The following is a 24673-nucleotide window of genomic DNA, read 5'->3' as shown; positions in this document are numbered from 1 at the left end:
CTACTACGATCTCCTGTGCCTACTGTCACGATCGCTTGTACGCCTGAGTACTGTCCTGTTTGATTGTCATCGTCTATATAAGCGTGTGTACCATTATGGAAGGTAATCAATGGGCGCTCATAGATGCGAGGAGGTGCATCTCCGTCTGATGCTTGGTCACTAACGTCTAATACTTTTACCACACGGTCTACTTTAAAGTTTGCAGTATCTGCATTGTTGTTGATATCAGCGCGCCAAACCTGCCCACCTAAGTCAGCAAAGTAGATATGATCTATCAAACCGTCATAGTTACGATCCAAAGCTCTGACCTGCGTCACTACACTGTGCTTAAGATCATCAGCTTGTGAGTACTGTAATGAGGGACTAGTAGCCGTAGATGCAGCCGTGATGTTACTATCGCTATTACTTGCCCACCAAAGTAAATTGCCATTGTTGGTAGAAGTTTTTACGGTTTCTTCTTTACTTGTCGCATCTATTTCGACTTCACCCACTTGTACCATATACATGGCATTACCTTGAGCACTCGCCTTATTACTACAAGCAAGATTGGCGGTATTGACCGTAGATAGCTTAAAGTTTGGGTTTTCATAACAGTCATCATAACCACCCGGCAAAAAGCTGACCATGACTTTTTTGCCGCCACTTTTGACATAACCAAGCGTCGGCTTGCCCCACGACTGTCCCATGCGAGCATAGGCTTTCTGGTCAGCTGTTGCTGTTGCCGCAGTCGTAATGGCACTGATACCATTTGCTACACCTCTTACATCTGTAGTAAGTCCTTTTTGGCGATTGGCATAGTTTGATCCCACACTATAGATCATTTTGGGTGATTTAGGGTTTGAGACATCTAGGGCATAATACATTGACCCGCCCATACGTAGTCCACCTAATGCAAAGCTCTGAGACGCTTCGTAACTATTTGTGGTCTGCGCACTTTCACCTTCTCCCTCAGTAGTTGCTTTTACGGTATAGGATGCATAGGTTAGCCAAGGTGCATCCACACCATAAGGATAGCTACCATTTACTGCACTACCCTCGCCACTGATGGCATCAGGCTGCAGCTCTAGTATCTGTTTTGGAATAAAGGTAAAAGTTTCCTCACCAGTACTGTCGTCCAACATGTGTAGTGCACCATCCATAGAACCGTAGAGCACATAATCCTTACGACTGCTCACATCGAACTTACCTGCCCCATCAATATTAACCTTTTGAGTAATCAGCTGCGGTATAGAGTGTAAAACACCACCGATATTCTTTAATGATTTATTTTTTGTTGCATCGAGCGCGACGCCATCTGTGACACCAATGTCTGATACCGGATAACCCATAAAGTTTAGCAAAGCGCGCTTTTTATCATTTTTCTCACTGTCATTGCCAGATAGAGAGGTTAGTGCGTCAAAATTGTTAGGTACATTGGCTACATCGACTGTCAAGTTAACAAGCGCGCTTCCACTATCAACAAATAGATTGCGATCACCAGTAGTAGGCGGAGTCGCGTTTTCAAACACTTTTTGATAGGCACCGCCCACTTGCGGCCTGCTTTGATCGGGTCTGAGTGTATCTATACGTGAACTATCTGTAATAGTGTTCCATAAATCATGGGTGTTTTTGGCAAACTCCCCATCTGTATTGGAAAAAACAGGGTTGTTATCCGCGCCGAAAAGGGTTGCATCTTTTACTTTATATTTTTTGAGGTTGCCATTCCAGAGTCGTGGTGATCTCGGTACTGGCTCTAGTATCGGTAAGTAGGCAAAGCCACGTGACTTTAATCCACTTAAGCTATCTAGCGGTACTGACATCGTCCCTGTCGATATGGGCTGGATGACATTGTCACCTAAAGATTTTGCAAAACTTTTTACACTGTCAGAGATATCCTTGCTCTCTTTGGTATAGTAAAACCCGCCTTCACCGAACTCATAGCCCTTTTCACCCAGTTTGCATAAGTTTTTGGCGTCCCTATCCGACACACCGTCACAGTTATACACTTCTCGTGCTTCCACTGTGCCGTTATCAAGCCTCACATTTTTGGTTACTTTCGGTATTTCAGATAATGTCTGATAAACGCTACCAAAGCCGACGGTCGCCGTCTTTATCGCTGTCTTTTTAGAATTACTGATACTGTTTAATAGTGGGCCATACTCACCAATACACTGCCAACCTGAGGCATTGCCAAACCTAGCGCCTGAGTTTGCTAGATCGGAATTGCATGAGTTCCCCATAGTTAGCGTACTATTTGACAAACTATTGTTCATTAAATTAATTGTTTCGTCAGATGCTACGTTTGGTTCACCATCAGTCAAAAAGTAAATACCGTAGCCGTTGCATTGATTGTCTGACCCATCAATGGGGGAGTTATACGTTGTCGCATTTTTGGTACTATCTTCTGATCGCGAAAAACCACTCTCAGATAAGTTATCATCACCATTATCTATTAATTTTAGATAATAAGTTTTATCGTCTTCTTCATATGTCACATAAATATCACCTCTATCAATACCAATCTCATCAAGATCTAAATTTTCTTTCTCATCAGCTTTATCCTCATCATCATATTCATTGGATTTACAAGGATAGTAAGTATAGCCTTTTCTTGTAATCAAATCTGATTTTCTATCATCACACTCATATAATACGTATTGTTTTTTATCATTGCCTTTACCATTATTTTTATCTTCATAGGCTGAATACCCCATCTCTTCGTATACTAGTTTGGATGCACCTGCCTGCGTATTAGTCCCAAGCATATATGCACCTGCCTCGGCATAAGCATTTGCGATCGGCGTAAATGTCTCTGGTTTTAGATTAACTAACTTTCCAAGCAGTTCTTTTCTATTTGCAAGCGTTAGAGGCATGGCTGGCGCATCTATTTTACCGCCACCTTCTCGGCTATCCCCAAAAAAGCTACCAAAGCCAATCATATATTTATCAAGGTTCGTCTCAGCACCAAATCCTTCATCACTTTTGGGGTTGGCAAACATAGGAATCAATGCCATCTTTAAACGTGATATGCGATCGAAATACAGCTTATCGTTGCTCACACGATAATACACTCTGTAACTCACAGAAGAGCCATTGATTTCTATACCATTGTTATCATAAATAGGTTGTGTAATATCATACTGATAAGTATTTCCTGTTATACCATAGTCATTATTGATGCTGTCAGACTGCCTTGTATAACTCATACTGATTGAGTTATCCAGCATCATGGTGATGACAACCTTGCCGCCCTCTGGTGCTTGGTATATCTCAAGATCACTGGCATGATTGACGCTACTGGTTGCTGATGCCAGTATGGCAAGCGACAGTAATTTTATAGACCGTTTTTTTGTCATGGTGTAGGACGCATTAATTTTTTTACCGCGTGAGATTTTCATAATAACCACCTGTATGATTTGATTTCGGTCTATAAAACCTACCGCTTTTACTTAATCTATTTTAAAAAAATCATCTGCAATGCGTTAACTGATCTTTAGCTGCCAGAGAGACACTCTACGCCTACAGGCTGATTGATATACTGCTGTTGATGTGTCTGAAAAGGCACACCTAATGCAGCAAGACAGGTATCAACGGTAGATGCTCCTGTACGTGGCTGCTTAAAACAACCCGCAATAGTCGCTGTTCCTGTACTACTTGCATCGCCTAACGGTACATCAGAAAAAGCAGGTATGACTGATGTTGCATAACCTTCAAACTTAGTACAACTGATAGTAGCGTTCCCACCTGTTTCTGGTTTTGTAAAATCACCAGAATAAGTGCCTGACACCTCTCTGCCGAATGCCCCTTCTGAGCTTGAGTCATCAGGTCTGACAAATGACAATTGTGTGATAACTCGACCTTCGCTCACATAGTCATTGCTGTCACTAGGGTCACAATATCCATTATTTCGATTTGTCAGTAAATCGCCATTTTCATTACGCTCACTGATCTCGAGAATACTGAATAATCGAGTACTACGTGGTCGCACACATAAACTCACTTCATGACCAGCTCGTTCTATATTTGACATATAACCTTTGAGTACATCGATATCCTCTCGACTATTACTTAGAATTCGATCTTCTTTTTCTACTTTCATAAACGCTGCATCATTTGCTTGAAACAAAAGCTGATTGACTTGGCCTGCTGTTGCCACTCTAAGGTCTGTGGTACTTTGCCGAACGGCTATCGCTCCTACGATCAATATCAATATCAATACCAGTAGTACCACGATGAGTACGGCACCAGACTCCCTATGCATAGTGGTTGCAATTATTTTCTGTCGGTCTGTTCTGATCTGATTGTTCATTACAACCCACCTCTCGCGTTGCGAATCAGTACAGTGCTTTCGTACACATTACGCAGATTTTTTGGTCCAGATACCGTTGCAGCGTTTAAGCTTTGATTACTTTTATCAAGTATGGTAAATCTCAGAGCATTGTTGTCTTGTGCTGTTGCAGTGGGATTGTCTGAGCGTGCCAATATACCGAACTGTATACCAAAGATACGCTGGTTATTGAGTGTGTTAACAGTTGCTGGTATTGGCATATAAGAAATACGTGCACTAGCAGGATCAGTCGCAAAATCTGTACTGGACGATATACCTAACATCACTCTAAAGTAGTCTACATTAGGAATGATGACTGTGCCGTCCTCTGTCAGATTGTTAGACTTCACTTTCGCTGCTACTGCTGGCACAGCGGCTGCCGTAGGCGGTGTAGTTACCGCCGGAATTGCAGGAACTGCTGGTACAGTATAATTTTTTATATCAATACCTGCAGGTTTTCCAGCAGCATCTTCCTCATAGTTGTAAATGGCTGATGCACATGCCAGTCCTGCATCTCGAACAAAATAACGCTCAATCACATAAAACCCTTCTGGTATGGCAGCGCCTTCACAATCAAACATACTTGCAGAACCTGCCTGATACTGAATAGTTAGCTGGTCACTATTGTCTATACCATCCAGATTACTTTTGCTCTTTGCTGACTGATTCTGAGTTAGCCATTCTGATGAAATGGCAGCTCCATCTAACACTAAACCCGATAAATTGTCTGTTAGCCAGTTTTTGGCTCCACCGCTTACAAGAGGTGTTCCAGTAGGCGCAGTCAGTACAACGCCCCCTTGCGGTGTTCTATGATTCATAAAATATTCATCAAAAGTCGCTGTTGGCTTGGCACCATAATTGGCACGCCTGATATGCTTTTGCATTTGGGCCAAGCCAAAAGTTGCATTGTCTTGAATCTGTGAGCTTGCTTCTTGTCTACGGCTGTTTACAGAACTGGTATAAAAAATCTGAAGCGCAGCAGCTGATATTAGTAGACCTAATACCAGCGCTATCATCAGCTCAACCAAAGTAAAACCACTGTTACGAGCAGAAGACTTAGATATATGACTCAAATATGATGTAGGCTGCTTGATACACGTATGAACGATCGTCTTCATATTATATCTCCATCATCATACATGTCGCCTTGACGTGATAATTACCACCAGCCGCTTCTACAACATCATCCTCACCCACTACTCTTTCAGTGAGACAATCGATTTCACCATTTGTACCGATAGTAGGTGTGGTATCGCCCCACGCTGCAATAAGACAGTAAGAGAACATAATGTTGTTTGCCGCATCTGTACCTGTACCGCCTGTATTAGGGCAAGGATGCATCTGAATCTGAAAATCATAGTTAGCCAGTTCTGTTTTAAATAGATAACTTTCAGCTTCAGCAACCTCCGCTGGGGTACAGAGCGCCGTTATTGCCTCACCATTTAGACCGCACTGCTTAGCTGGCGCACTATTGGCAGCAGAAGCGTTTATCTGATTTTCGTAAGTCGCTATACCAGAAGGATTGGCTCGTATCTTTTCGGCTATTGTGCGCATCATCACTAGAGACTGGGTGCGTTCATATGCTTCATTCGTCGAATTAATAGCCTGACCCTGCAAAGCCGTATAGCCTAGTATCGCTACCATTAGCAGCAATAGTGCAACCATCACTTCGATGAGTCCCACACCTTTCTGTCCAGATTTAGTTGTCATTAGCAGTTCCCAGAATATACGGTATCAATATTAGCAGTTTTATTGACACGTACTTGCCCAAGCGTTTCATTACTAGAGCCACTATCGCATATGGAATACAATATTTCGTCGTCACCTGCAATTAATTTATTGGGCTGAAAAACAACTGTCGTTGCTGTTGTAGGTGTAATACTTATCGTACTGCTTACACTAACCGTATAGCTAGATATATTATTGCCATTGGCCTGCAAAGTAACACTTTTCGGCGTAGCAGAGGCATCATATATAACACTGACGTCTTGTCGACGGATGATACTCTCAGCCTTAGCTTCTTTTAATGCATTTTCAAGCGTCGCAGCCGTCGACTTCACGCGCTGATTGGCAAGCTGGGTACTAATATTAGGCGCCGCAATACCCGCAATAATGGCAAGAACAGCAATGGTTACCATTAATTCAATTAAGGTAAAGCCTGAACTGGCTTTCCGTAGCGAGATCGGTAGACTATTCATAGATGCGTTCACATCAAATCCCTGTTTATAACTGCTAGTGTCTGTCTGATATCAACCATGACTTAAAAATAATAAAAATTTTATATCGCTTTTATTAATAACTTTATATTCAATGTACTAAATAACATGCAATTTTTGTTCCACAAAATTCTGCTTAGCTTATATACAAAACGACAAAAATCCCTATTCAATGCGTCAACAACTATATACGTATTTAATAATATATCGTGAAGGTAAAGAATTAGCAATATATTAATGATTTCAAATAGATAGCTTCATTAATATTATTGATTACCATGAGCTAACGCATAGGCAAAGACATGATATTTATTATGGGTTTGAGCATTTATGGTCGCTGTTTGCTCAGATGAGATGAATGCACGTGCCAATGCTTGCAAGCTTGCGCCTGTCGTAGAGACATCATCGAACAATAGTAAGCGTTTTACTGGAGGTTTTTCAATTATCGCAAATGCATTGTCTAGATTGCTTAAACGCTCAGCACGTGTGAGTCCTTGCTGACTGACCGTATTATCAATACGTTCAACACCGTGCCATAAAGGTATTTGCCAATGCTTTGACAGTTGTGATGATAAAATACTGACAGGATCGAACCCACGTTTGACCAATCGTTGACTTGTTGTGGGCATAGCAACAATCACGCTGTTATTGCGATGACAACCGTGTGGACGCGGTAATTGACGTATGGCATGTAATAGTAACGGCAATTTCGTCATATCCTCTTGATGCTTAAATGCTCGGATAGCTTGACGTATTGGATACTCGTAGTAAGTAGAGGCTTGGATAGATAGAGATATACTAGGAGCGATATCCACTTCAAAAGGTCTTGGTAACCAAGTGATATCGTTGTGACAGTGAGCACAAAGTAAACCACTGCTCAAATAGCTGTTTGCTTGATGACGGATATTAGTGAGAAAAGAGTGTTTCTTTAAGGCTATCCGTGTAGGCGGCGTATCCGTTACATCATATAGACTAGATGGTGCTTGATGGTGCAGTAGTTGAGATTGTGGTGTACTACGATAAATACGGCATAGTTGGCAGCGCATATCCATATACTCTGCCAACCACAGTCCAGTTTGATAAGGCGCTAAGCGGCGCATAAACTATTATTTGTCATAACTTATCATAAATTTCACTTATATTAGAGCCTTTCTCAAATTGATGCCTTTTCCGAATTAAAGCCCTTTCCAATCATTCAGTACAATACCAAAGCCGATAGAGGTATTTTCATGATTGTAATCAATGATCGACTCACCATAGCCTTGGAATAGCTGAACCATACCATTAACGTTCTCTGAGATAGGATAGATATAGTCGATTTGCGCAGCACCTTTATTGGTACCTGGATTGTAGCGCAAGGTACCGCTAATGCTCTGATCAGCCGGCAAATCATACAAGAATTTGATATCACCATAGCCCATGTAGTCTTCGATATCTGGATTATCGTCATCGCTACTACTTTCGTTATTTACTCGAGCCCATAAACGCGGTATGACTGATAGCTTGCCCCACTCTGCGCCTGCCATGAGGTAAGCACGATTCCATGAACGTGATAATGGATCATCTTGTCCATTCGAGTGATGCACAGCACCTGCGCCCAACATACGCAGACGTCCACCAAAAGGCAGATCTGCTGTCACAGGTTGGGTTAAGAATATTTCAGGTTGATAATCGGTAGCACGGAATGGACGCGAGTTGTCTTCGTTATAAACTTGCCAATGTGATTCTTGGGTATAGCCAAACCATAGATCAGCACTGGTATCAAACAAATCTTCTGCGACTTTTGTTTTTAGAGATAATTGGAATTTTAGCTCAGTTTCGCGTATATCATTAGAATCAAAAGGATCTGTTTCTTGTGATGGTGTGCTTGGATTCAAATTGGGATCGAAGGTATAAAATAATGGCAACAGGTATGTCGGTCGATATGGTCTGACCGTCCAAGTACCACGCTCACTATTTTTGTCTAGGTCATAAGATAGACTGAGTGGCGAGAATTTTTCGATGTCTGTTTGAGTGACACCAACATTTTCTAAAATCTGTGCCTCGCTATTCGTTTCAGCATCTACTTCTACGTTGCCATTTGCCTTCAATTTGCTGGCAGCTGTTTGCTGATTGGTCATCAAGATGGTATCTGCATCTTCAACTGTCGTCCCACTCATTGCCGTTTGAGACTCAGCCAATATCACTTTTGGATTACCTGAGACCGTACTTTGAAAGGTCTTTGCCAAATCAATTGGTTGTTTAGTTGAGGTATAGCTTGGTGTCTTACCTTGTTCAGCCACTTTATCAAAACAAGCTAGGCGAGCAGCACTAGACTGGACTTGAGTACATTCAGAAAACAGCTTGGCTTGCTGGGCAATAAATTCTTTGCTAATTATTTTGCCACTTTGTGTACTCATATCAGAAGATATCGCACTGTTATCGAGACTCTGTGATAGGTCAAGACCCTCGTATTCAAACGCAGCTTCAGGTGCTGGCAGTTCGTTATAAGTCTGAGAGTCACCAGCAGCTTGTACTTGTATCGCGGTACAACTCAACGCAAGAGCAACTGCAATACGAAGAGGCATATGTGCATTCTGGTAAGACGGCTGTTGGTGACGCTGAATAATGGTATGGGCAAACATAAGTGTCCTTTATCTAACTAGCATTAGCGCTAGCAGAGTATATGAGGTAATTAATATGGCCATTAGCGTTATCGCTAAAATAGAATTGACTGAGACTATCAGCTAATCGCAGATATTAGGAGCGGAAAAAATGACAATTAGTGCCCCTGCTGCATTGTTTCTTTATTGTAATGAAAATATAAGCACGATACTAGCTTTATCGATAGTTAAAATAACCACCTATCAATATAATTACTTATATAACAAATACTTAATAAATATTCTATAGTATGAATTTAAGAGTGCTAAAAAAGCCAGCATACTTTTCTTAGTATACTGGCCTTCTTAATATTCTTAAGAATTTTCGAAGTATTACACTTGTTTCTTAAGTGTTCATTATTAAATGTTAGTTGTTCAATGCCGATAATGTTTGCTCAAACTCTGAGCGACCAATCTCACCCACTTGCTGATTTACTAGCTGACCATCAATATAATATAGTAGCGCTGGTGGACCAAAGAGTTGGTAACGAGACAACACCGCTTTTGAGTCTGCTGTCGTCTCAGTGATATCAAGCTTCACTAGTTGCCAACCTTGCATCTGCACTGGACGATTGTGAAACAGGTTCTTGTCCATAATGCGGCACTCAATACACCACTCTGCTGTCAGATCGACAATGACATTCGGATTGGCTGCGACAATGGCATCTAGCTCTGCAAGCGTCGTGATCGTCTTATCAGTGGTGCTATCACTATTCACTGGTTGACCAAACGTTGACTGTACCATCATCGGTGCTGCGCCCAATGACGCTAATGGATGTAAGCTATCGTCATTACCCAGTGCAGCGCCGACTATTAAACATGCTGCCCAAATACCAGCGATAAGGCTTAATGCTTGGGTCAGCATACGACCTTTACCTAGCCAACTCCATGCCCATGTTGCCACGACCATAAACCATAACGCCCATACCATAAGCATGACTGGCGATATAAACACGCGCTCAATCAATAGCAGTGCCACGGCAAATAGTAGTAAAGCAAAGCCTTGCTTGACCCAATTCATCCACTCGCCTGCCTTTGGCATAATCTTGCCTTGAGTAGCACCGATTAGGATAAGCGGCGCTGATAACCCAAAGCCAAGCATGAATAAAGCGGCAAAGCCGAGCAATGGACTACCAATGGTAGAGACCGCCAATAATGCCCCAAATAATGGCGCAGAAACACAAGGTGACACGACTAGCGCTGATAAAAACCCAGCGATTAAACTGCCGCCTGTACTACCAAGCTTACTGTCACCTGCTTGGCTTAAGCCTTGCATCTTTCGACTGATTGTATGCGGTAAACGTATACTGAAAAGGCCCAGCATATATAGCGCTAGCAGTATAAAAACAATAGCAAAGCTAATGAGAATAATTGGATTCTGCAGCCAACCAATAATACCTAAAGACTCACCGAATACTGCAATGACAGCGCCCAAAATACCATAAGCAGTCGCTACCCCAATCGCGTAACTGGTGGTCAAGATGACACCGCGTTTGACCGTTGGGTTTTGTTCGCGGGCTACAATGTTGGCCACGATAGGTAACATCGGTAACACACATGGCGTCAAGGCCAAGCCTAAGCCTGCTAAAAATAATAGTACTAATGCCAGCCAAGGGTGAGAAGCCAAACCAAAAGGATCGCTATCAACAAAACTGTTGTTTGAGGCATCTTCGCTATTGGTCGTCTCGCCTGTTACGCTGCTATTTGCTGTAGAAATCGTATTCGTCGCCGCACTACTATCTAAAGAATCATACTCTACAGCGCTGTCATCAATGAGGTCATAATCAATAGCGCCATCGTCTGTCAGTGCTTGCGCCTCATCAGACAAAGCATTATCAAGAGCTGTTGAACCTGCTTCCTCTGGTGTCGCCGTAGCACTATTCTCTGAATCGGTCGAGCTCGCACTACTCTCACTATCTGCTGATACCTGCGTCGATGCCACTGCAATATCGACAGTCGTATTAATCTTTTCAGGTGGATAGCACAGTCCTGCTTTTGCACAGCCTTGCCAGCCAACGACGATAGCGGCACTATCTATATTCTTGCCACTATTGTTTGTCAGTGTTGTGGTAGCGACCATATTTGCTTGGTCAAATACCAGTACCTTGCCAAATGTTGGATCATCTATCGAATATGGTGTCTGGCTAAAGGTAAAAGGTGCAGCCGTCACGCCAGCGGGTAGCGTAAGCTTGATTTGCTTTTTATAGACGTAATGTTCAGGAGTGATATCAAAATTAACAGATAACCGCGTACCTGCTTTGACAGGGGTACTATCTGTACTCACCTGAAACGCTTGATCTACTGGCAAAAACTTTGACTTCGAGGAGCTTTCACTACTACCGAAAAGGTCGCCTAACCCTGCCGCTTGTACCGTCGATGTCGCTGACAAACCTGCCAGCAATGAGCCACTAGCGATGGCAAGCGCTAAGATATAGGATTTTTTCGAATGGGTAGATACGCTAGATGATGAGGACTTTGGTGATGTCTTGATGGACATGAATGGCTACCTATTATTACCGATATTTTAATCAATCTGCTCGCTATTTATTTGCGCGTCGCAGCAATGTCTATCTTGGTTTTAACTTTTTCTGGTGGATAGCATAGCCCAGCGGTTGCACACCCTTGCCAACCAATAATAATAGGCGCGTTTTTGGCGCCCTTACCATTACTGGTCGTCAGTGTCGTGGTTGCAATGACACTTCTTTGCGTAAATACAGGAACCTGACCAAAGGTCGGATCATTGATTGATACTGGTGCTTGATTGAAAGTGAACGGCGTGGCGTTTATTCCTTTAGGGAAGCTCAACGTAAGCTTATCCTTATAGACATAATGCCCTGGCGTAATTTCAAAACTGATCGACAACCGCGTGCCTTTGGACGTCGCTTTGGTATTGCTGACCACCTGAAAGGCCTCATCCACTGGTAAGAACTTTGATTTTGACGAGGAGCTATTTTTAAATAAGTCATTTAACCCTGCTGCTTGTGCACTGACCGATGTCATTGATAGAACCGTTACTAATGAAGTACTTGCGACGGTTAGAACCAATTTATAAAGGTTTTTAGAAAAGTATTTATTAGACTGTTGGATCGACATAGATGATTACCTTTAATTGCAGTTTGCGATGACTGTTTTGCTGAGCGCTTAGATATATCTATAACACTGGCTATCAAACTTGTACTGAACAGCAGGAAATTTGTCTACTGATAAAAAATATCAACCAATAAGGGAATATTGGTTGATATTTATAGATTGTTGAAAGTGCATCGATGAACGAATGTTTCATTCTACAAAGCTATATCAGTATCAGAATTTGTTCACTATACGTCTGTTATTAAGCTTTATAGCTGAGCATAAAGATCCGCATCTTGACCTTCACCACCTTGTTGACCATCAGCGCCTAACGAAAACAAATCATAAGGCCGCCCTTCACTACCTGGTGCAACATATTGCATCTCATTTTCCCAGCCATCGGTTGGATAGCCACCTTTAATATACCCACCTTCAGGATAGTTTTTTGCATCAGCAGGCGGTGTCGTAAGCGCCTCTAATCCTTGAGCAGTCGTCGGATAGCGCGAATTATCAACCTTATACATATCTAGCGCATTTGAGACAGTGGCAAGCGCCGTTTCAGTTGTTTTAACACGGGCCTTGTCACTTTGACCGACTACTTTTGGTACCACTAATCCAGCAAGAATGGCTAGGATCACAATAACGACCATAATCTCGATAAGAGTGAATCCTGCTTGACCAGACTTTGTTGCCACACTGCGCTGCATAGCTGAAGAAGCAGTCTTTTGGTCACTTACAATATTTGAATGGGATTGCATATTCTGAATAGCACTTTTTGGCGTCATATTTACTTGGAGTTTGTCAGTCATAGTCATCGCTTTGGTCATCACAGTTATGTAAATAGTAAAAGTGGCGTTCTATCATAGCTCTCATTAATGACATATCAATGAGCTCTGAAACTATTGTCACTATAAACCATGGTTTTATTTTTATCCAGCGCTGCGCCTAGTTTGAGTTTGCTATTTCAGCCGAAGCTAAATATTGAATGGCACCAACTGTATGACTATTGATTCGTGCTTACTATAGCGCGGCGCTTGTGTTTGCCATAGCAAAAATAGCGTTCGTTCAACAATATACAACAGTAAGCAAACCTTAAGAAAGTTAGTCCAAGGTTTAGCAAGCAAGTGAGGTGATATAAATAGAGTAAAAGAGAACTAAATAGAGATTTTGGAGATAGGAAGCTGTCTGTATGTGAATAGCATAATGAATCATCGGCTAGCGAATTAACTTAGCCTGCTAAATCGTTCATATTAACGATAGGTAGCATAACCGCCATCACAATAATCATGACTACTACGCCCATTAGCACCAGCATTAGAGGTTCAAGTAGTGATAATAAAGTACTGATAAAATTGGTTGCTTCTGCCTCTTGCATATTGGCGGCACGGCTGAGCATATTTTCAAGCTCACCTGAGTTTTCTCCACTTTTTATCATCTGCACCATCATCGGTGGAAAGTAAGTAGATTTCTCTAGCTGGCTAGACAAACTAGAGCCTTCTGTGACCCTATCAGCCGCAGTGATAATGGTTTTTTGGATATGCAAATTGGTCGTGACCGCAGCACCGATATGTAATGCCTCAATTAAAGGCACTCCTGAGCGTACTAGTATCGCAAGAGTACTGGCAAATCGCGCGGCATTCAATCCTTTCGATAATCTGGCGAGTATCGGTAGTCTAAGCACCACACTATCAATAGTTAACTTACCGGCTTGCGTTTGGGCAAAACGGTAGAATAAAAATGCGGTACTCGCCAATACCAATAGTATTAGCCACCACCACTGAGTAATGATATTCGATAGCGTGAGAACGATTTGAGTAATTAGAGGCAACGCTTGCTCAGACTGTTCAAAGACTTTGACAATTTTGGGCACAACGAAGCTCATCAGTCCCATAATTACCGCAATTGCCATTACCATCAGGACAATCGGATAGACCATGGCGCCTTGGATTTTCTTTTGGAGAGCAAAACGGTTTTCGGTGTAGTCTGCTAGCTGATTGAGGATAAGGTCGAGGTGACCAGATTTTTCGCCTGCGGCAATCGTAGCGATGTATAACGGCGGAAAGCTAGCGGCTTGTTGCAGGGCACGTGCTAAGCTGAGTCCTTCCAAGACATGTGAGCGCACTGCAAGCATCAGGGATTTGATATGAGTCTTTGGTGATTGCTTAGCAACCGCTGCCAAGGTTTCCTCAAGTGGAATACCTGCTGCCAATAATACAGATAACTGACGTGTCAGCAATGCCAGCTCGTATGCAGACGGTTTTTTGTAGCGGTTCTTGCTCTGACTCTGTCTGTCATTGACCGGGTTGACTTCAACGGGTGTCCATTGCTTATCACGCAGCTGCTGGCGAATTTGCCGCGCAGAGTCCCCCTCTAGCAAGCCTTTTTGGACAACGCCATGGTCGTCAAGCGCTTTGAAATGATAGGCAGGCATGGCAGCAGATATCCTAAGAGGCTTACAGATAGACAGTTATAATTTATGACTTAATAGAAATTTATTAACTTGACATTCTACGCTTAAAAAAGTGGCGTTGAGTCATTACTATCAGGCATCAAACCTTGTAATAATAAGACATCCAAATGCTGCTGCTGTAGCTTTTTATCGAAGTCATTGACCTCAGCGATTAGCATTCTTTCAATACGTTTATCACTCGCGAAAACGCTCAAGCGCGCACAAATAACGGCTAACTGATAAATGCGTTTTTTGCAATAACCGTCAAGACCTTGTAATAATCTAACCATATGCGGGGTTTCAAGACTGGCGTAATCATAGTCAGCCACGACTTGCTGGCCAAGGGCTGTGACACCATAAGTAATCGACAGATGGGCACAATAATAACAACTAAATAAATAACCAACCACATGACCGATATAATAGCCTCGATCGTAAGTAAAACTACTCACGCCAAAGTGCCCAAGTACATAACTGTTGAGGCTACCTTGGTCGCGAATTGGCTTGCCGTGCTTTAACTTACCGACCGTAGCAAAGCACAATGGATTGCGACCATCTTGAGTCGTCAGTTGCCAACCGGCGGGCTGCTGCGCAGGCATGTGACGTACGATATCTGCAATAATGTCATCGACCACATGCAGCTGCTGCCAGAGTCTTTCGAGCGTATCCGTATCCATCAACCCACGCTTATCAAGCTGCTGCGCAAGTAAATATTGCTGATATTCTGCGAATTGCGGCTTCAAGGTTTGTACTAAGTAAGTAGGACGCGTATTGGCAGATGCCATATATAACAGTCGAGTACGCTCATGCTGAGCACGATAAAGCGCAACACGCTGCGTAGCAACATTGGTTTCTTGAGCCACAGGTTTTGCAGCTACTGTAAGGCTATCGGATAACTCAGATATTACTGCTTCAGTTGCTACCGCCTCGATATCTGACAAAGTAAACATCGTCAATAATGCCGCCTTATCAGGTGTCTCTACCGGCTCATTTTTCGGAGCATCTTTGCCGACATGCGGGTTCTCTATAGCAGTGTTTTTATCAACATTACTTTCTGTTTTAGCAGTTGCACCAGCCTCTTGTTGGCCATTGCTTCCTGCATTTAGCTTTGCGGTCGGTTCAGTCATAACATACCATCAGCAGCGAAAATAAACATCGTCTCGATCCTTTTATATACCTATCGTATAAGGACATATAACGCGTTATAGTACCAACGCTTTTGTCTCGACGACTCATCAACCTATAGTACCTTAACACAGACTCAATGTCAGCTGCCCTTAACTAAAATAGCCATAGCAAATTACTAAAGGCCTTATAGATATGAGTGGTTCAACAACTACAAATAACAAGCATTCACAAATAAAAAAAAGCGCTAAGGACATATAGATGACCCTAGCGCTTATCGTTGAGATTCTACTTAAATAACTTAAATAAACAGCAACTAGAACTATGCAAGATTATTCTGTCGATACTGCTGACGGTATGCTTTTGGCGAGACACCATACACACGTTTAAATGCCTGACTAAAAGTCGAATCTGAGGCGTAGCCCACCATCTCGCTGATACGGCTAATACTGTTTTGCTGTAAGCGTAGATAACGAGCCGCCAATCGTAAGCGGTAATCGATCAGATAAGTCAGTGGCGGCATGCCAACGGTGTCTTTGAATCGCTGTGCAAAGCTAGAACGCGACATCCCTGCTACTTCGGCAAGCTGATGAATGGTCCAGCTCTCACTCGGTGCCCCATGCATCGCGGCTAGCGCTTTGGTCAAAAATGGATCCTTCATGGCTTTGAGCCAGTTTTCTGTGGCTTCAGGCAAGCTTTCGATATAGACGCGCAAACACTCAATCATCATGATACTCGCCCAATGATTGATTACAGCTGTTTTTCCCATACGCTCACGCTCAGCTTCTAGTGTTAGCAGCTTTATCTCTACATCGATCACTTCAAACCGACCGTCAGCAGCATCATTGAGTTCAGGCAATATCGGTGGCAGTACTGACAACAGAGGATTAATCATCTCTTTGTCGTACTTACATTCGATCAGTATCAAAGATGAATTGGGGTCTCCATCGCCATCGATATCAAGTGTACGCTCGGTGCAATTACTCAATAGCTCATCAAGCGACTCAGCAACATCGCCATGGTGATTGAGTGCGTAACTCACATGCTTGTGCGCATTCGGAATCATAATCATGTCGCCAGCGCGAGCTTCTCGTAGACCATTACCAACATCAATGCAAAAACCGCCAGACATTACTAAGTAAAATAAAATGGTGTCTTTTCTAGTAATAGAATAAGACCAATTGCCAGTGCCATTTAGACGATAATACTTAGTCTCAAATAAATGCACGTTTTGCAGCAATACACTCAGTGCGTCCATCAATCAATTCCTCAATAATGCAGATTAATAACGATTCATCTTAAAAAAATAATAGTATTCTTAATAACGATTTCTGTCAGTTTCCTCTATACCAATACTTGCTCCAATAAATAATTATTATTAAATACAATGGATGTGATAACACTTAAGCATAATGCAGCATTTAAAACGTCATGTCTATTTACTTATTAGAATTACTAAACAATAATAGAGTAGACACAGTCACGCTAGGCCTTAAGGAAAACCTACAGGAAATGATGATAAAAATTTGGGGGATTATCTAGTATTGAAGGTGCTATCAAACTCAATCTGTTTAATATTATAAAGGTAATATAGAGATAAAATCGAATAGGCATAAAAAAATCGCCATCAAGGGCGAGTGCTATTACTGATATATTTTTAGATTAAGATATGATTTGTATGTAGATATATACAAAATAAAATATGGGGCGACTGATGGGACTCGAACCCACGACAACCGAGATCACAACCCGGGGCTCTACCAACTGAGCTACAACCGCCATAACTATTGCCAAAGAATAGGCAAGATTTGCAGGCTAAATGGTGCGCCTGGCAGGATTCGAACCTGCGGCCACCTCCTTAGAAGGGAGATGCTCTATCCAGCTGAGCTACAGGCGCTCTTAGAGGACTTTTATATACTAAGCTTACTTTACGATATATTTTACTATATCAGAAACTAAACCGTTATACATAAAAAAAAGCCTGTAAGGCTCTTAAAATAGATGGTCGGAGTGATAGGATTCGAACCTACGACCCTCTGGTCCCAAACCAGATGCGCTACCAAACTGCGCCACACTCCGAAATTCTCTATTATCACGATAGTTTGTTAATCAACTCGTTGTTGGCAATGCCGCTAACTTGTTAATGTTCCTCGCTATCGAGGTGCACATATTAAGGGGTAAAGGCGATTGTGTCAACACCTATTTTCGATTAATTTCAAATAATCGCTAATTTTTTTAAAATTACGTCAATTTCGCCAAAATAACGGTAGCAAGACCCTTTTCTTATTTACCTATCAATCAGTCAGTCATTCGCGCTGTCATTGATAACGATATTAAGCTTTGTCCAGATGTGGCAGTACTTCACCGTTGAGCGTACCTGTCAAAACATCAAACGGCATTAACCATAAATGGGCATCAATTGATTCATTGTTTTTAATATTATCACTACTGCTATCATTACTACCATAATGAGTTTGCTGCTTGAGCGCTACTGGCTGCCTATCACTACCTAGCACTGGGTAAACCAACCAGACCTGCCCCGCCAAGTAAGCTTGTGCATAGCTGGTCAATTGATAAGCGTCGCTTGCACTAATTGCAGCAGCATGCGGTAAGTACTTCCACTTAATATCGATGACATGACTATAGTGACCTTTGGTCTTGTCTTTGGCTTTAGTTTGACTAACTACTATATCGTTCTGATTTTGACAATCATCAGAGACGGTTTTAAATATCAGCAAATCAGGCCGTATAGATAAGCATGCTAGTCCCTCAGCATCGTTAAGCCAGACACTTTGGGTTTGATAGAAGGGACGATAATTGCTACTAACCTGTTGAAACATCGATGCGATACGCTGACTTGTCCATTGTTCAAAAGCTTGATTCATATCAATCAATAAACACAATCTTAGCTGAGAGCTATTTTGTCTATTTGGATCAATACCGTTACCTGTCACAGCTGTCGTCTGTTTCAATAACCAGTATGCCAAGTCTACTAACTGCTGCGCGGCGTGCAATTTTTGTCTTTGGAGTGGCTGAACGTCTAGCTGATGCTTTGCTTGAGCATATATTAACGCTACCTGCTGCATTTCGCGGTTGTTGAGCGTAGACACCTGCTGCCATAGCTGCAACAGTTTTGAAGAAATAAGCTGGGGCAATAAAGGCATCAAGTAAACCAATGCACTCTTAATCAACCGATTGGCCAACATGTCGTAACTTAATACGCTACTTTCACAGATGAACTTATGCGGTTGCATACTATTGTGACGCAGTTGTTCTTTGATGAGCAGTCGACCTTGCAGGGATGCTTGATTTTCAATCTGAGCCTGATAATGCTTGGTTGGTTGATAATCCATTAAACGCTGCAAAAACTGCTCAATCAGCCAATCTGATATAGGCAATACTTTTAACGGTAAAGGAGTGGACTGGGAACTAAACTGACCGAAATTTTTCGTATTGGGTAACTTGTGATTGTTATGCGCATCAAGATGTATCAAATCCGATAGCATACCCTGTACCCAATGACGAGTCTGGACGATATCGCTAGTCTGAGTAGACTGATTGAGCTTTGGCAATATCTCAAGCGTTATGCCACTAGGTAGGAGAATAACCCCAATATAGTGCCCAACCTTAAGCTGCCATTGCCCTCGCTTACGCTTGATAGTAAATGCTGCAAACTCTTGCGCTATTAGCCAATCGAAATCAGATGCGTGCAAAAAATCATGCACGGTCAAACGTTGATGCTCAAACACGGTGATAACGTTCATGGTAGCGACACTACTGTTAGGGACACGAGTCTGGCGACTGTTTGCCTTAATAATGTGCTCTTTGGCGTAATATGGATTATTTGTTATCACTGAACAGTTACCCTGCTAGTACAAACGCTGATAGATAGCAGCATGATTAAACTCACCATCCCTAGCGATCAAATCGGCATTGATAGTATAGCTATTCATACTCATAGACTGACCAAGAAAAGAACCCTGCTCTGCAAACATTTGGTGTTCAGCGGAAGCATTGTTTTGGTTGCCCATCAGATTATACAAGTCATCATTCATCAATGCTTGACTGTCCTGTACGAACTGCTTGCTCGTCGGTTGCTGCTCATCTCTAAAGATATACTGCAGCACCGTAATTTGACCTCCAGCTGCTTGAGCCAATTGAGGGATAATTTGTTCGACGAGCGCCGTTTGTAATTGCTCTAACTGAGTGACTGCCAATAAAAACGCATGCCCCAACTGCGCTTCTACTCCCAGTGTCTGCACGATACGTCTATTCAAGCCTGTTAGTAATTTACTCAAATCTATCGCACCTGCTTCTAAGTCTTCAGACAGTCCAGTGTCGGTGTCATTGCTGGCTCGAATTGTTGATAGTAAATTAGGCTGCGGCGGACAATCCATAAAGCGAAAACGTCGGCGTAATGCCATATCAAGTGGCGCTAAAGAATGGTCCTGGGTATTCATAGTGGCATAAATATCGACATTGGCAGGAACACTAAAAGCACGCCCAGAATACGCCAAACTCACTGTCATCGCATTCGGCTTGCCCGCTCGTTTATCAGGCTCTATCAAACTGAGAAGCTCGCCAAATACTCGTGACACGTTAGCACGGTTAATCTCATCAATCAGCATTGCATAACGCTGCTGAGGGTCACGAGCTGCGCGTTGACATAGCCTCAGGAATGCTCCATCTTGCACCGCGTAACTCATTTGATTTTGATTAGAAGGGCTGTTATTTGCTTGTGCAGCGTTACTCATGACAGGCCGTATACCTTCTACAAATTCTTCATAACCGTAGGCTTGATGGAAGCTCACCATACTAAAACGTTGCTGACCGATGTTTTGATTTTGATGGGGTTGGTTGTCGCGCTGTGCCTGCTGAAACTCTGCTAATTGCTGCGATAAATCTTCTAGTAGCACCATACACTCAGGTAATAAATACCATGCTCCACTATTGTCTTTATCAAAATAAGCTTGGCTAGCGCGGTTATCAAAGCTGACTGTTTGAGAGTTCGTAGGACTATGTCTGCGTAGCTCTAACCAAGCTGTACTATCCAAATTTTTATCACGTGAGTTCTGAGCAGCTTTGGTCATAAAAAAAGGATGATCAATAATTTCTCGTACCTTTAACAAATCCTGTTGTTCAGCACGTAAATCTAAAAACACCAGACACAATACTTCGCGCCAGCTTAGACCTTGCAGCAGTTGTTCTAATAAGTCCTCATTTTCAGTCTTGGGTAGATAGTCGGTGTATTGCTTCGCGATTTGCAGCAATCTATAGGTTTTACCTGTACCAGCAACGCCCGTATAAACAATATTGGTCGGTTCATGAGTAGACATATCAGGCATAACATTATCCAGCAGCATTGAAAACAGGTTTGAAATAGACATGCTAACATTTTGTCATTATAACGTGGCTATCTATTGGCATGGTAACTATAGTCAACCCTCTATAAATTAGATAGGGTGTCAGTCTCGCCTAGTCTACTACTTGTAGCACTTTCACTTAGCTTCCTTTGTCCAAATGACGCTGATAGATAAGATGACTAGGCTACTTTAAGTGGCGATCTAAACTGATGACATAACCTAGCAACATAGCCACGCTACTATTGTTTTGTAAGCGCAGCAGTTCATGCTAATAATAGTAGGAAGGCAATGGTTGATGTACCATAGTATTTGTAGCGACTTTCATTATCTATATTTGTGTCGCTATCATAAAAAGCCATGCTAAGAATGTCATTCAACTCATTTACGTTAAGGAATTTTGTATGTCAGGATTATTAAAAAAACTACCCGCCAAGTTGACCAATAAACTGCCAGCCAAAGTATCTGACAGCACAAAATCTTCAGTTGAGAAACCTAGCAGCACGCTAAAACCAATTAGCAATCAATTTACCAAACTGTTATCCGTCACCAAATATCTGCCTGCTGGAGCACGTTCAAGTATTTTATCTAAAGCCTTTGGCAAGGTCGTCCCATATGTCGGCACGACTGGCATTTATTATGAAACGGTAGAACCAAACCAAGTCGTCGTTAGTTTAAACAACAATAAAGCCGTCCAAAATCATATCGGCTCTATTCATGCAGTCGCCATCACGTTACTGGCTGAGACGGCTACGGGGTTTATTTTGGGTTTGAACTTGCCCTCTGATCGCATTCTGCTGATTAAATCTTACTCGGTAAATTTCCATCGTCCAATCAAAAAAGGTCAAATTGCTGCTATTGCAAGCTTGTCTGATGAACAGCGTTTGGATATCCTAAACACACCAAAAGGTGAGATGGTTATTCCTTGTGTCATCAAAGATCGTGAATCTGATAGTGACCGCGATCCAATTGTGGTTGAGATGACGTGGGCATGGATACCAAAAGCGGAGCTAGAGGCACGCCGCCAAGGTAAAACGTCTGAAAAAGTTGCAGAAGATGACACTGGAACCGAGGCACCAATCAAAGAAAGCGATGCCTCATCTACTCAAAATAATAGTACTGATAAGTAGTTAGTGAAAAATTGATAACAAACCCAATGAGGAAACAGTATGTTCAAACCTAGTACTTGCCTATCTACGCTAGCGCTAGCCACTATGTGCTCATTGGGTTTTGTTCATAGCGCTAATGCCAACACAACGACGGCTGTCAGCATTGCTAAATCTAGCCCTACTTTCTTGGGCGATGGCGGTACTTATCCTTTTTCAGAGGCTGTACGCGTGGGCAATACATTGTATATGTCGGGGCAAATTGGCTTTAAAGATGGCAAACTGGTCAAAGGCGGTATCAAGGCTGAAACCAAGCAAGTGCTAGATAATATCCATAGCACGCTATTAAAATATGGCTACCGAAAGTCTGATATCGTTAAATGTATGGTCATGCTGACTGATATGGATGACTTTGATGATTTTAATAAGGTCTATAAAGCTGAGATGATAAAGCCTTATCCTGTGCGCTCGGCTTTTGGTGTATCAGAACTGGCTGCGGGAGCAAGCGTTGAGATTGAGTGTATGGCTGCAAAATAATAGCGACTAAAAACTCTAAAGCTCCAAAACTAGAAAAATCTTAAAACAACTGGCTATTTACGCCAGTTGTTTTTTATTTGCTATCCCAATGTCCAGTCCGCGAGATCCAGTCCGCAAATTTATACCAGTATTGTCTCGTCCGTTAAGGCGCTCTCTTTCGTTACACGTAGCACCTCTTCCAATGTCGTACGCCCTTCTATGACCTTACGTAAGCCATCTGCACGTATCGACGGTGTTTGCTGGCGCGCATATTCTTCCAGCTCATACTCAGCCGTATTGCTATGAATCATACGGCGCAATGTATCGTCGATTGGCACGACTTCATAGATGGCGGTACGGCCTTTAAACCCTGACTGATTACATTTATCGCAGCCAACTGGCTTGGGCAAACGAATCGACTCACTTGCTATATCTTTGGCATCACTTTTCAGCGTTGATCCAATGCCAATTTCAGTAAACAGCTTGGCTTGCTCGGTATCAGCGGCCTGCCAGCTTTGACAATGTGCACATAAAGTACGTACCAAACGCTGCGCTACTACGCCAATAAGTGACGACGACAATAGAAACGGCTCAACACCCATGTCTTGCAAGCGAGTGACCGCGCCAATAGCAGTGTTGGTATGCAACGTCGATAATACCAAATGCCCTGTCAAAGAGGCCTGTACGGCAATCTCAGCTGTCTCTAAATCACGAATTTCACCAACCATCACCACATCGGGATCTTGACGCAGCATTGCACGCAAACTCTTGGCAAAGGTCATATCGACTTTATTGTTGACCTGCGTTTGTCCAATACCATCGAGCTGAAACTCAATCGGGTCTTCAGCAGTCAAGATATTACGGGTTTGATCGTTCAGATCAGTCAGCGCCGAATAGAGCGTGGTCGTCTTGCCCGAGCCAGTCGGCCCTGTCACCAAAATAATGCCATGCGGACGATGGATTAAGCGTTTTAGCTCAGTATAGTCATTATCAGACAACCCCAAATACGTCATATTCAAACGGCCAGCTTGCTTGTCTAATAGACGCATCACTACACGCTCACCAAAGCTTGATGGCAAAGTCGATACACGCACATCGACCTCTCGCCCTGCCAGTCTTAAACTGATACGACCATCTTGCGGCACTCGCTTTTCAGCGATATCCAATTTAGCCATTACCTTAATACGCGAGACTAACAATGGAGCTAGTTGACGTTTTGGTGTGATGATTTCTTTTAGCTCACCATCGACTCGGAAACGGACGACCAAACGCTTTTCAAAGGTCTCAATATGAATGTCTGAGGCGCTTAAACGGATGGCTTCGGACAACAAGGCGTTGATCAGACGAATGATAGGCGCGTCGTCTTGTTGATCCATCAAGTCTTCAGTTTCAGGGACGCTATCTGCCAAGCTATCGAGATCAGGATGGTCTTCAAGTCCAGCAGCAATATGCTGCGACTCTCCTGTATTGCCAGCATAAGCTGCGTTCATACGTTTTTCAAAATCGTCCGCGCTGACACTTTCGTAAGTGGGTACACCGCGAATGCCTTGCTGCTGTAAAAACCGTACCGCTTCATTGATCGCTGACAACGGGGTCGCTTTGGTAAGTACCAATGTTGGCGGCAATTCCGGATCTATCGCAAGTATGGCCAAAATCTGATGGCGTTTCGCAAAGCTGTATGGCAACTGCATCATAAAGACGGCCCAGTAAGTGAGGAGAGGATAAGAAGTACGCACGCCAAGACATGATGGATGCCTTGACCTTAACAGTTCGAATCAAAAAAGACTGCCAGTAAGGTTGCATGAGTTTGTTATAATAGCATTTTGTTTTAGACGGGTATTATTTTATGTGACTGGCGCTTTATATCTATCGCCCAGCACATAT

The 24673-nt window shown here is 42.7% G+C and carries 17 protein-coding genes, 3 tRNA genes and 1 pseudogene; 2 read left to right on the top strand and 19 right to left on the bottom strand.

Annotated features, from left to right (window positions below; all coding sequences use genetic code 11):
• Positions 1-3140 precede the first annotated feature (3140 nt).
• The 18 genes and pseudogenes from JMX91_RS13455 to JMX91_RS08205 form a co-directional block, all read right to left on the bottom strand.
• Positions 3141-3335: pseudogene (locus JMX91_RS13455) on the bottom strand (hypothetical protein); the annotation flags it as partial.
• A gap of 137 nt (positions 3336-3472) precedes the next feature.
• Entirely contained in the window at positions 3473-4288 is an 816-nt protein-coding gene (locus JMX91_RS08285; protein WP_201548507.1) for a PilX N-terminal domain-containing pilus assembly protein, read from the bottom strand.
• A complete protein-coding gene (locus JMX91_RS08280; protein WP_201548505.1) occupies positions 4288-5424 on the bottom strand; it encodes a PilW family protein in 1137 nt (378 codons plus the stop codon). Before JMX91_RS08280 ends, JMX91_RS08285 begins: the two co-directional genes overlap by 1 nt.
• 1 nt (position 5425) lies before the next feature.
• The gene (pilV, locus tag JMX91_RS08275; RefSeq protein WP_201548503.1) at positions 5426-6016 is read right to left on the bottom strand and encodes a type IV pilus modification protein PilV; all 591 of its coding nucleotides are present in this window, start codon (positions 6014-6016) and stop codon (positions 5426-5428) included.
• Positions 6016-6516: a Tfp pilus assembly protein FimT/FimU gene (locus JMX91_RS08270; protein WP_227679335.1), complete on the bottom strand. Its 501-nt coding sequence runs from the start codon at positions 6514-6516 to the stop codon at positions 6016-6018. Before JMX91_RS08270 ends, pilV begins: the two co-directional genes overlap by 1 nt.
• A gap of 272 nt (positions 6517-6788) precedes the next feature.
• The gene (locus tag JMX91_RS08265) at positions 6789-7622 is read right to left on the bottom strand and encodes a ComF family protein (RefSeq protein WP_227679334.1); all 834 of its coding nucleotides are present in this window, start codon (positions 7620-7622) and stop codon (positions 6789-6791) included.
• 75 nt (positions 7623-7697) lie between these two features.
• Positions 7698-9146, bottom strand: coding sequence for a phospholipase A (locus JMX91_RS08260; protein WP_201548501.1), 1449 nt, complete (start codon positions 9144-9146; stop codon positions 7698-7700).
• A 385-nt stretch (positions 9147-9531) separates the two neighbouring features.
• Positions 9532-11661 (bottom strand): protein-disulfide reductase DsbD, encoded by a 2130-nt coding sequence (gene dsbD, locus JMX91_RS08255; RefSeq protein ID WP_201548499.1) that lies wholly within the window; start codon positions 11659-11661, stop codon positions 9532-9534.
• 47 nt (positions 11662-11708) lie between these two features.
• Positions 11709-12257: a protein-disulfide reductase DsbD N-terminal domain-containing protein gene (locus JMX91_RS08250; protein ID WP_201548497.1), complete on the bottom strand. Its 549-nt coding sequence runs from the start codon at positions 12255-12257 to the stop codon at positions 11709-11711.
• A 245-nt stretch (positions 12258-12502) separates the two neighbouring features.
• Entirely contained in the window at positions 12503-12940 is a 438-nt protein-coding gene (gene gspG / locus JMX91_RS08245; RefSeq protein WP_201548578.1) for a type II secretion system major pseudopilin GspG, read from the bottom strand.
• 521 nt (positions 12941-13461) lie between these two features.
• Positions 13462-14664 carry a type II secretion system inner membrane protein GspF gene (gspF, locus tag JMX91_RS08240; RefSeq protein WP_057758190.1) on the bottom strand — a complete coding sequence of 401 codons (1203 nt, stop codon included), beginning with the start codon at positions 14662-14664 and terminating at the stop codon, positions 13462-13464.
• Between the two features lie 83 nt (positions 14665-14747).
• A complete protein-coding gene (locus JMX91_RS08235; protein WP_201548496.1) occupies positions 14748-15809 on the bottom strand; it encodes a hypothetical protein in 1062 nt (353 codons plus the stop codon).
• A gap of 320 nt (positions 15810-16129) precedes the next feature.
• Positions 16130-17065 carry an AraC family transcriptional regulator gene (locus JMX91_RS08230; RefSeq protein ID WP_102094695.1) on the bottom strand — a complete coding sequence of 312 codons (936 nt, stop codon included), beginning with the start codon at positions 17063-17065 and terminating at the stop codon, positions 16130-16132.
• A gap of 445 nt (positions 17066-17510) precedes the next feature.
• Positions 17511-17586: transfer RNA gene (locus JMX91_RS08225), tRNA-His, on the bottom strand.
• Positions 17587-17627: 41 nt separating this feature from the next.
• A tRNA-Arg gene (locus JMX91_RS08220) sits at positions 17628-17704 on the bottom strand.
• A gap of 105 nt (positions 17705-17809) precedes the next feature.
• Positions 17810-17886 (bottom strand) — tRNA-Pro (locus tag JMX91_RS08215).
• A 254-nt stretch (positions 17887-18140) separates the two neighbouring features.
• Complete coding sequence (locus JMX91_RS08210) at positions 18141-19661, bottom strand: McrC family protein (protein ID WP_227679333.1); 1521 nt, start codon at positions 19659-19661, stop codon at positions 18141-18143.
• A 15-nt stretch (positions 19662-19676) separates the two neighbouring features.
• The gene (locus JMX91_RS08205; protein ID WP_227679332.1) at positions 19677-21194 is read right to left on the bottom strand and encodes an McrB family protein; all 1518 of its coding nucleotides are present in this window, start codon (positions 21192-21194) and stop codon (positions 19677-19679) included.
• 377 nt (positions 21195-21571) lie between these two features.
• Between JMX91_RS08205 and JMX91_RS08200 the strand changes: the two genes are divergently transcribed.
• Both JMX91_RS08200 and JMX91_RS08195 read left to right on the top strand, forming a co-directional pair.
• Positions 21572-22297: a DUF4442 domain-containing protein gene (locus JMX91_RS08200; RefSeq protein WP_201548494.1), complete on the top strand. Its 726-nt coding sequence runs from the start codon at positions 21572-21574 to the stop codon at positions 22295-22297.
• 39 nt (positions 22298-22336) lie between these two features.
• On the top strand, positions 22337-22810 hold the full coding sequence (locus JMX91_RS08195) for a RidA family protein (protein ID WP_201548492.1): 474 nt from the start codon (positions 22337-22339) through the stop codon (positions 22808-22810).
• 119 nt (positions 22811-22929) lie between these two features.
• Here the strand turns inward: JMX91_RS08195 and gspE are convergent, their stop codons facing one another.
• Positions 22930-24483 carry a type II secretion system ATPase GspE gene (gene gspE / locus JMX91_RS08190; RefSeq protein ID WP_201548490.1) on the bottom strand — a complete coding sequence of 518 codons (1554 nt, stop codon included), beginning with the start codon at positions 24481-24483 and terminating at the stop codon, positions 22930-22932.
• Positions 24484-24673 lie beyond the last annotated feature (190 nt).

It is taken from the genome of Psychrobacter sp. Pi2-1, assembly GCF_904846645.1.
In the GTDB taxonomy this organism is placed as follows: Bacteria; Pseudomonadota; Gammaproteobacteria; order Pseudomonadales; family Moraxellaceae; genus Psychrobacter.
Note: the sequence above shows the minus strand (reverse complement) of the source record. Positions and strands in the feature narration are given on the sequence as shown.

Bases quoted from the DNA above. Each gene is read 5' to 3' on its own strand.
- JMX91_RS08280 (WP_201548505.1), bottom strand. From the start codon at position 5,424: ATGAAGACGATCGTTCATACGTGTATCAAGCAGCCTACATCATATTTG.
- JMX91_RS08195 (WP_201548492.1), top strand. From the start codon at position 22,337: ATGTTCAAACCTAGTACTTGCCTATCTACGCTAGCGCTAGCCACTATG.
- gspF (WP_057758190.1), bottom strand. From the start codon at position 14,664: ATGCCTGCCTATCATTTCAAAGCGCTTGACGACCATGGCGTTGTCCAA.
- JMX91_RS08250 (WP_201548497.1), bottom strand. From the start codon at position 12,257: ATGTCGATCCAACAGTCTAATAAATACTTTTCTAAAAACCTTTATAAA.
- JMX91_RS08260 (WP_201548501.1), bottom strand. From the start codon at position 9,146: ATGTTTGCCCATACCATTATTCAGCGTCACCAACAGCCGTCTTACCAG.
- JMX91_RS08230 (WP_102094695.1), bottom strand. From the start codon at position 17,065: ATGGACGCACTGAGTGTATTGCTGCAAAACGTGCATTTATTTGAGACT.
- JMX91_RS08265 (WP_227679334.1), bottom strand. From the start codon at position 7,622: ATGCGCCGCTTAGCGCCTTATCAAACTGGACTGTGGTTGGCAGAGTAT.
- dsbD (WP_201548499.1), bottom strand. From the start codon at position 11,661: ATGTCCATCAAGACATCACCAAAGTCCTCATCATCTAGCGTATCTACC.
- JMX91_RS08200 (WP_201548494.1), top strand. From the start codon at position 21,572: ATGTCAGGATTATTAAAAAAACTACCCGCCAAGTTGACCAATAAACTG.
- gspG (WP_201548578.1), bottom strand. From the start codon at position 12,940: ATGCAGCGCAGTGTGGCAACAAAGTCTGGTCAAGCAGGATTCACTCTT.
- pilV (WP_201548503.1), bottom strand. From the start codon at position 6,016: ATGACAACTAAATCTGGACAGAAAGGTGTGGGACTCATCGAAGTGATG.
- gspE (WP_201548490.1), bottom strand. From the start codon at position 24,483: ATGATGCAGTTGCCATACAGCTTTGCGAAACGCCATCAGATTTTGGCC.
- JMX91_RS08235 (WP_201548496.1), bottom strand. From the start codon at position 15,809: ATGACTGAACCGACCGCAAAGCTAAATGCAGGAAGCAATGGCCAACAA.
- JMX91_RS08285 (WP_201548507.1), bottom strand. From the start codon at position 4,288: ATGAACAATCAGATCAGAACAGACCGACAGAAAATAATTGCAACCACT.
- JMX91_RS08205 (WP_227679332.1), bottom strand. From the start codon at position 21,194: ATGTCTATTTCAAACCTGTTTTCAATGCTGCTGGATAATGTTATGCCT.